This window comes from Candidatus Symbiopectobacterium sp., from assembly GCF_020054415.1.
Lineage (GTDB): Bacteria > Pseudomonadota > Gammaproteobacteria > Enterobacterales > Enterobacteriaceae > Symbiopectobacterium.
This window is the reverse complement of record NZ_JAHWCO010000562.1, coordinates 1-7,945: the sequence shown is the minus strand read 5'-3', so window position 1 is coordinate 7,945 and position 7,945 is coordinate 1. Positions and strand designations below refer to the sequence as shown.

Annotated in this window: 4 protein-coding genes and 1 pseudogene; 4 read left to right on the top strand and 1 reads right to left on the bottom strand. The window is 50.8% G+C overall.

All coding sequences use genetic code 11. The annotated features are described in order from the left end of the window. Positions 1–430, top strand: a pseudogene (locus QZ506_RS16490) (transposase); the annotation flags it as partial. Between the two features lie 95 nt (positions 431–525). Here QZ506_RS16490 and pepN read toward each other — a convergent pair. Then, positions 526–3,141: an aminopeptidase N gene (gene pepN / locus QZ506_RS16485; protein ID WP_291972556.1), complete on the bottom strand. Its 2,616-nt coding sequence runs from the start codon at positions 3,139–3,141 to the stop codon at positions 526–528. Positions 3,142–3,532: 391 nt separating this feature from the next. Here pepN and pncB point away from each other — a divergent pair, with 391 nt between their 5' ends. The 3 genes from pncB (at position 3,533) to QZ506_RS16470 (ending at position 7,726) form a co-directional block, all read left to right on the top strand. Further along, entirely contained in the window at positions 3,533–4,729 is a 1,197-nt protein-coding gene (gene pncB / locus QZ506_RS16480; protein ID WP_291972554.1) for a nicotinate phosphoribosyltransferase, read from the top strand. A 161-nt stretch (positions 4,730–4,890) separates the two neighbouring features. Then, positions 4,891–6,291 carry an asparagine--tRNA ligase gene (gene asnS, locus QZ506_RS16475; protein WP_291972552.1) on the top strand — a complete coding sequence of 467 codons (1,401 nt, stop codon included), beginning with the start codon at positions 4,891–4,893 and terminating at the stop codon, positions 6,289–6,291. A 313-nt stretch (positions 6,292–6,604) separates the two neighbouring features. Then, positions 6,605–7,726 carry a porin gene (locus QZ506_RS16470; RefSeq protein ID WP_291972550.1) on the top strand — a complete coding sequence of 374 codons (1,122 nt, stop codon included), beginning with the start codon at positions 6,605–6,607 and terminating at the stop codon, positions 7,724–7,726. Positions 7,727–7,945 lie beyond the last annotated feature (219 nt).

Below are 7,945 nucleotides of genomic sequence, written 5' to 3'. Positions count from 1 at the left end.
TCGCTCAGTGGTACGAATGATGCCCAAGCTCTACCGGCGCTGATAGACCAGACCCACCGGAAAATCAGAGAGGCATCGGCTGACGGCGCTTGCGATACAGTTTACTGCTATGATGCTCTGCTGAGGAAGAAAATAAGGCCGCTTATCGTGCCACGAAGGGGGGGCGCAATATTGGCCAGATCGCTACCACGAGCGTAACCACGCTGTTGCAAATCAGCGCATTAGCGGTAGTAACGATATCTGGAAAAAGAAAGTGGGCTATCACCGGCGCTCAGTGGCTGATACGGCCATGTTCCGGTTCAAAAGGCTTCTGGGTGGTCATCTAAGTCTGAGAGACTACGATGCTCAGGTGGGTGAAGCCATGGCCATGGTCAAAGCGCTTAACCTGATCACGCTATTAGGAATGCCGAACAGTATTCGCATCACGTAACAATCGACCCGTATGGGGCGCAGTCGTTACAAGTTCTAATTTATTCAACAAAGCCAGTTTGAGGTTCCCGCCTGACGCGGGAACCTTGAGGGGGATTAGCCTTGCAGCGCTTTACTGATTTTCTCAAACAGATCGCCAGAGAGGTTATCCAGCGTTTTCAATTGCTCCAGTGACTGACGCATTAACGCCTGACGCGATTCATCATAGCGTTTCAACCTGATCAGTGGCTCAATCAACCGAGCAGCGACCTGCGGATTGCGGGTATTGAGATCGCTGAGGATCTCGGTCAGGAAACGGTAGCCCTCTCCATCCGCGGCATGAAACGCGGCCGGGTTGGCACTGGCAAACGCGCCAACCAGCGCACGCAGTCGGTTGGGGTTATTCAAGCTGAATGAATGATGGTTCAGTAACGCTCGCACCCGAGACAACACGTCACTGGCCGGACTGGTAGCTTGCAAGGTAAACCACTTGTCCATCACTAGGCCATCGGTGTGCCAGCGATCGTCAAACTGCGCCATCAACATATCGCGTATCGGCAGTTGCGCACTGACTGCACTGGAGAGCGCCGCCAACGCATCCGTCATGTTATCCGCCTGCTGATACTGTGCGTTTACCAGCGCATCAGCATGCGCCACTTCACCAAACGCAAGATAATAGAGGCAGGTGTCGCGCAGGGCACGTTTACCAATATCAGCATGTTCGATGCGGTACTCTGCGGTGGCGTTAACGCGATACACCGCGAGCCACTCATCAGCCAGCTCTGTCGCCAATGTTCGAACCATCGCTTCGCGCACTGCCGCAATGGCTAGCGGGTCGATAATCTCAAACAGCTCCGCGATTTCGTTTTCGCTGGGCAGCGTCAGAATTTGTGCCGCCAACATCGGATCCAGCACAGGATCCAACAATATCCCACGAAACGCATCGGCCAGATGCAGTGGCAGCGAGAGCGGTTGGTGTTGCTGATAGCGCGCCACGTTGAGACGAATATGGTTTGCCAGCAGGCTTTGCGCCGCATCCCAGCGCGAGAAATCATTGCGTACGTGACGCATCAGGAAGGTCAGTTGCGCATCGCTCCAGGCATAGTTGAGTTTAACCGGCGCAGAGAACTCCCTTAATAAAGAGGGGATCGGCTGACTCGGCACATTATCAAACACAAACGTCTGTTCTGCTTCGGTCAGGTTTAATACCGAATCGATCGTCTGACCTGCATATTGCAACGGAATCACGTTGCCCTGCTGATCGTACAGTTCAATATCCAGCGGAATATGCAGCGGGCGTTTTTCCTGACCATCCGCGCCTACGGGCGTTTTTTGGCTGATCGACAGCAGATATTGCTGCGTTGCAGCATTATAATCATCGCGCACCGTCACCACCGGCGTACCCGACTGGCTGTACCAACGACGAAACTGTGTCAGATCCACTCCCGAGGCATCTTCCATCGCCTGCACAAAATCATCACAGGTGGCCGCACTCCCGTCATGACGCTCCACATAAAGCCGCATGCCCGCCTGAAATTTATCCTCACCCAGCAACGTATGCAGCATGCGGATCACTTCCGAACCCTTCTCGTACACTGTCAGGGTGTAGAAGTTATTAATTTCAATGACCTGATCTGGGCGGATCGGATGCGACATCGGGCTGGCGTCTTCGGCAAACTGCGCACCGCGCATCACACGCACGTTGTCAATGCGGTTTACCGGGCGCGATCCCAGATCTGAGCTGAACTCTTGATCGCGAAACACCGTCAGTCCTTCTTTTAAGCTGAGCTGAAACCAGTCACGGCAGGTAATGCGGTTACCAGTCCAGTTGTGAAAATATTCATGGCCGATCACCGCTTCAATGTTCAGATAATCTTTATCGGTAGCGGTTTCTGCCTTGGCAAGTACGTATTTGGAGTTAAAGACGTTGAGCCCTTTATTTTCCATTGCGCCCATATTAAAGAATTCCACCGCGACGATCATATAGATGTCGAGGTCATACTCCAGACCGAAACGGGTTTCATCCCACTTCATGGCATTTTGCAGCGAGGTCATCACCCAGCCCGCGCGATCGAGATTGCCGCGATCAACATACAGTTCTAGGGCCACTTCGCGCCCGGAACGGGTGGTAAAACTTTCGCTAAGCACATCGAAGTCCCCCGCCACCAGTGCAAACAGATAGCACGGTTTCGGGAACGGATCCTGCCACTCAACCCAGTGTCGACCATCATCCAGGGTGCCCTGTGCGATGCGATTGCCGTTGGAAAGTAAATAAGGATAGCGAACCGGATCGGCGGTGATACGCGTGGTAAAGCGCGCCAGTACATCGGGGCGATCCAGATAATAGGTGATGTTGCGGAACCCTTCCGCTTCACACTGGGTGCAAAGCGCAGCACCAGATTGGTATAACCCCTCCAGCGCACTGTTGGCGGCGGGGTTGATCTCTGTGACGATGCTGAGCGTGAAAGCGGCAGGCAGGTGCGTTAACACCACGCCATCATCCTCAACCTGATAGTGCGGCCAAGCTTGACCATCCACTGTCAGGCTTAACAGCGTCAGCCCTTCACCGTCCAGTTTTAACGGCGCCCCCGCCTCTCCCTGCCGAACCACCTGGCTCACTGCCGTGACGTGCGTTTTCTGTGCATCCAGAACAAAATCAAGCGCGATATCGCTGATGGTATAGTCCGGCGCACGGTAATCATGACGGTATTTTACTTGCGGCTGTTGATTCATAGGATGTTTACACCTCACTCTTTGCTTTGACAGTTCAGTTTATGCCTGTTACAACGATGTTGCCATCATTAAGAGCCTATTCCAGTAGGCGTAATTGGCGCAGCAAGTTTGGTCACGGACAGCGTGCAGAAACAGGAGCGTACACGGAGTATGTTGGGATTTCGAGCACTGCCCAAGACCAAAATGGCAAGTAAAATAGCCCTAATAGAATAGGCGCTAAGTGAATGAGAATAATATCCGTGCCAGAGCACGAAAGTCCCTCTCTTTTCTGGTCAAATTATGATGTTATCTGGTGATAGCGACAATGCAGCGTGAATCAAGGTATACTCACCGAACGTTGCTGATGATTTTGATAGTAGAAACGCGCCTGACGAGGATGCTGTAACGCATTATGACTTTACACCCTTCCCCGATTTTGAACTCATTGCTGGATACGGATGCGTACAAGCTTCATATGCAGCAAGCGGTGTTTCATCATTATTATGATGTGGACGTTACAGCGGAATTCCGCTGCCGCGGCGATGAGCTGTTAGGGAGTCATGCAGAGGCTATCACCGCGCAGATTGCGCTGATGAGCCAACTGTCACTCAGCGACGATGAGTTCGCTTACCTCTCTACGCTGCCTTTTTTTACCGCAGATTATTTACAGTGGCTACGCCATTTCCGCTTTAACCCGCAGCAAGTTACCGTGAGCAACCATCACTGCAAACTGGATATTCGCATTCGCGGCCCGTGGCGCGAAGTGATTTTATGGGAAGTTCCCTTGCTGGCGGTGATCAGTGAAGTGGTGCACCGCTCGCGCACACCGGACGTTAGCGCCGTGGCGCAGTTGCGCCGCACGCTGGCGCAGTTCCGTGAACGCAGTCAGGGTATCGACCTGAGCCATTTCAAACTGATGGATTTTGGCACCCGGCGTCGTTTTTCCCGCAATGTGCAACACGAGATCGTGAGCGTATTACAGCAAGAATTCCCGTATTTGATTGGCACCAGCAACTACGACCTGGCGCGCCGCCTGGGGCTGACACCCGTGGGAACACAAGCGCATGAATGGTTCCAGGCGCACCAGCAACTCGGCGCAACATTAGCGAACAGCCAACGTGCCGCACTGCACGCCTGGTTGGTGGAATACCCCGATCAGCTTGGTATCGCGCTGACGGATTGCATTACCATGGATGCGTTCCTGCGCGATTTCGATCTCGATTTCGCTAATGCCTATCAGGGTCTGCGTCATGATTCCGGAGATCCGATCTATTGGGGCGAAAAGGCCATCGCGCATTATCAACGCTTAGGCATTGACCCCATGAGTAAGACGCTGGTGTTCTCCGATAACCTGCATCTGGAAAAAGCGCTTACGCTTTATCGCCATTTTTCTCAGCGTATCAATCTGGTGTTTGGCATCGGCACACGGTTGACCTGCGATATTCCAGGCGTTACACCTCTGAATATCGTCATCAAACTGGTGGAGTGTAACGGTCGCCCGGTGGCGAAACTCTCCGACAGCCCCGGCAAAACCATCTGCCATGACGCCGCATTTATTTCCGCACTGCGCAAAGCCTTCGATCTGCCGCGTATCAGAAAAGCCAGTTAGTCTCCTCGACTGCTCAGTATTTAACCCAACGTTACCGGAATGCGCAAAACTTGACGCATTCCGGTGATTTCTGCTTGTGTCCTGCCAGACGGCAAGTAGCATAGCAAATCACCCTTAGGGGTTGACCCGTTAAATATCATTCATTGAGAAGAGAGAATTTTATGAGCGTAGTGCCTGTAGTCGACGTACTGCAAGGCCGTGTCGCCGTTGACAGTGAAGTCACCGTGCGCGGCTGGGTACGTACCCGGAGAGATTCTAAAGCCGGTATCTCCTTTATCGCCGTCTATGACGGTTCCTGCTTTAATCCGTTACAGGCGATCGTAAATAATAATCTTCCCAATTACCAGAATGACGTTCTGAAATTGACCACCGGCTGCTCTGTGATCGTCACGGGTACCGTGGTTGCGTCGCCGGGTGAAGGTCAGTCTTTCGAAATTCAAGCCACCGCCGTTGAAGTGGTGGGCTGGGTGGACGATCCAGACACCTACCCGATGGCGGCAAAACGTCACAGCATTGAGTACCTGCGTGAAGTCGCGCACCTGCGCCCGCGCACTAACCTGATCGGTGCCGTAGCACGCGTGCGTCATACGCTGGCCCAAGCCATTCACCGCTTCTTCCATGAGAACGGTTATTTTTGGATCTCTACGCCGCTTATCACTGCGTCGGATACCGAAGGTGCCGGTGAGATGTTCCGCGTTTCCACGCTGGATCTGGAAAACTTGCCGCGTACCGATGCGGGCAAAGTGGATTTCAGTGAAGATTTCTTCGGCAAAGAGGCTTTCTTGACCGTTTCAGGCCAATTGAACGGTGAAACCTACGCTTGTGCGCTTTCCAATGTGTACACCTTTGGCCCCACGTTCCGTGCCGAAAACTCTAATACCAGCCGCCATCTGGCGGAATTCTGGATGATCGAGCCGGAGGTGGCCTTTGCGACTCTGGACTATGCCGCAGCGCTGGCAGAAAGCCTGTTGAAATACGTGTTCAAAGCCGTGCTCGAAGAGCGCGCCGATGACATAGCGTTTTTTGCTGAGCGTGTAGATAAAGAAGCGATCAGCCGTCTGGAAAACTTCGTCAGTGCAGATTTTGCCCAGGTGGATTACACCGATGCGATTGAGATCCTGCTTAATTGTGGACATACCTTCGAAAATCCGGTGTTCTGGGGCGTAGATCTTGCCTCTGAGCATGAGCGTTATTTGGCAGAGCAGCACTTCAAAGCGCCGGTGGTGGTAAAAAACTACCCGAAAGACATCAAAGCTTTCTATATGCGTATGAATGAAGACGGCAAAACCGTCGCAGCCATGGACGTATTGGCACCGGGCATCGGTGAAATCATCGGTGGTTCTCAGCGTGAAGAGCGTCTGGCGCAGTTGGACAGCCGTCTGGAAGAAATGGGGCTTAATAAAGAAGATTACTGGTGGTATCGCGATCTGCGTCGCTACGGCACCATTCCGCACTCCGGTTTTGGCCTCGGATTTGAACGTCTGATTGCCTATGTTACCGGTGTACAAAATGTTCGCGATGTGATCCCTTTCCCACGTACTCCACGTAACGCCAGTTTCTAAATACGCATTAAACATAAGTAAAACAAATAACTAGAAAAAAGGCCGCGAAATATTCGCGGCCTTTTTTTTCTTTCATATAAGGCTCACAAAGTTCCCTAAAATTTACAATTTAAAATTTAATCTTTCTTTTTGTTACTTTATTACGAACTTAGTATCATTTTAAGGGTAGATTAACGGGCGAGTGAATGGAACATTGCATTCAGACACAGGAGTACACCAAACTTCCAGTGATAGTTCCGTAAGAGTTTTATTACTTTTTTCGAGAATTGTTAATGGCAGCGGCGGGGGTCTTAAAACACCAATGAGGGTAATAATGATGAAACGCAATATTCTTGCAATAGTAATCCCGGCTTTGTTAGCTGCTGGCGCAGTAAACGCAGCAGAAGTTTACAACAAAGACGGCAACAAACTGGACCTGTACGGTAAAGTAACTGCTAAGCATCTTTTCTCTGACAACCACGACGAAAATGGTGACAAATCCTATGCTCGTCTGGGTTTCAAAGGCGAAACGCATATCAACAGCGATGTAACGGGCTACGGTCGTTACGAAGCTGAATTTGCTGCTAATAATACCGAAGGTACTTACAACTCAGGTAAATATGTTAAAACACGTTATGCTTTTGCTGGTCTGAAAATCACTGATTTCGGTACTATCGACTACGGTCGTAACATGAGTATCGCATATGACTCCCTCGCTTACACTGATGTGCTGCCTGAGTGGTGCGGTGACCAGTCTAGAGCTGATAACTTCCTGACTGGCCGTTCTACTGGCGTTCTGACCTACCGTAACAAAGATTTCTTTGGTCTGGTTGACGGCTTGAACTTCGGCTTGCAATACCAAGGCTCTAGCAACTCTGGTACTCTGAACAAAGGCAATGGTCGCAAATTGTCTCGCCAGAACGGTGACGGCTGGGGTACTTCTCTGGAATACGTATCTCCAGTGGGTGTAGGCGTTGTTGCTAACTACGCTGCAATCAATCGTACCAACGAGCATAACTATGCTGTTGGTGGTGATCTGACTGGCCAGGGCAAAAAAGCAGAAGCTTGGGGTACTGGTCTGAAATATGATGCTAACAACATCTATGTTGCAGCCATCTATTCTGAACTGCGTAATGCAAGCTATGTTGACGGTAGCAGAACAGGCACACCTAACACTGATTTTGCAGACAAAACCAAGATCTTCGAAGCTGTTGCACAATACAACTTCGACTTCGGTTTGACCCCGTCTCTGGGTTATGTTCAGGCTAAAGCTCAAGACAACACCAATAGTCGTAATGATTACATCACTAAACACGTGAGCGTTGGTGCAACTTACGCATTCAACAAAAACTTCTCCGTATACAGTGAATACGACATCAACCTGATCAAAGACACTAGCGTTTACGGCGTTAATGACGACGACAAAGTTGCTATTGGTGTAACTTATCAGTTTTAATTTCGTTTTATCACCACTGCATTACGCAGTCTGATAACGAAAAAGACAGGGCCTCGTGCCCTGTCTTTTTGTTTTCTGCGACGGCTTTGTTGAATAATAGGTAATCATGCTGTTTTTCCATGCCAGTTTTGGTTGAAAATGCTTGTCATCTCAGGTGTACACTTTTCTCATGAGGCCTAACTGCATGATTTTACGTTGCGAGGATCCGTCGTTTCGCTG

Excerpts from the sequence above, each read along its gene's own strand:
- pepN (WP_291972556.1), bottom strand. The coding sequence starts at position 3,141 with ATGAATCAACAGCCGCAAGTAAAATACCGTCATGATTACCGTGCGCCG.
- pncB (WP_291972554.1), top strand. The coding sequence starts at position 3,533 with ATGACTTTACACCCTTCCCCGATTTTGAACTCATTGCTGGATACGGAT.
- asnS (WP_291972552.1), top strand. The coding sequence starts at position 4,891 with ATGAGCGTAGTGCCTGTAGTCGACGTACTGCAAGGCCGTGTCGCCGTT.
- QZ506_RS16470 (WP_291972550.1), top strand. The coding sequence starts at position 6,605 with ATGATGAAACGCAATATTCTTGCAATAGTAATCCCGGCTTTGTTAGCT.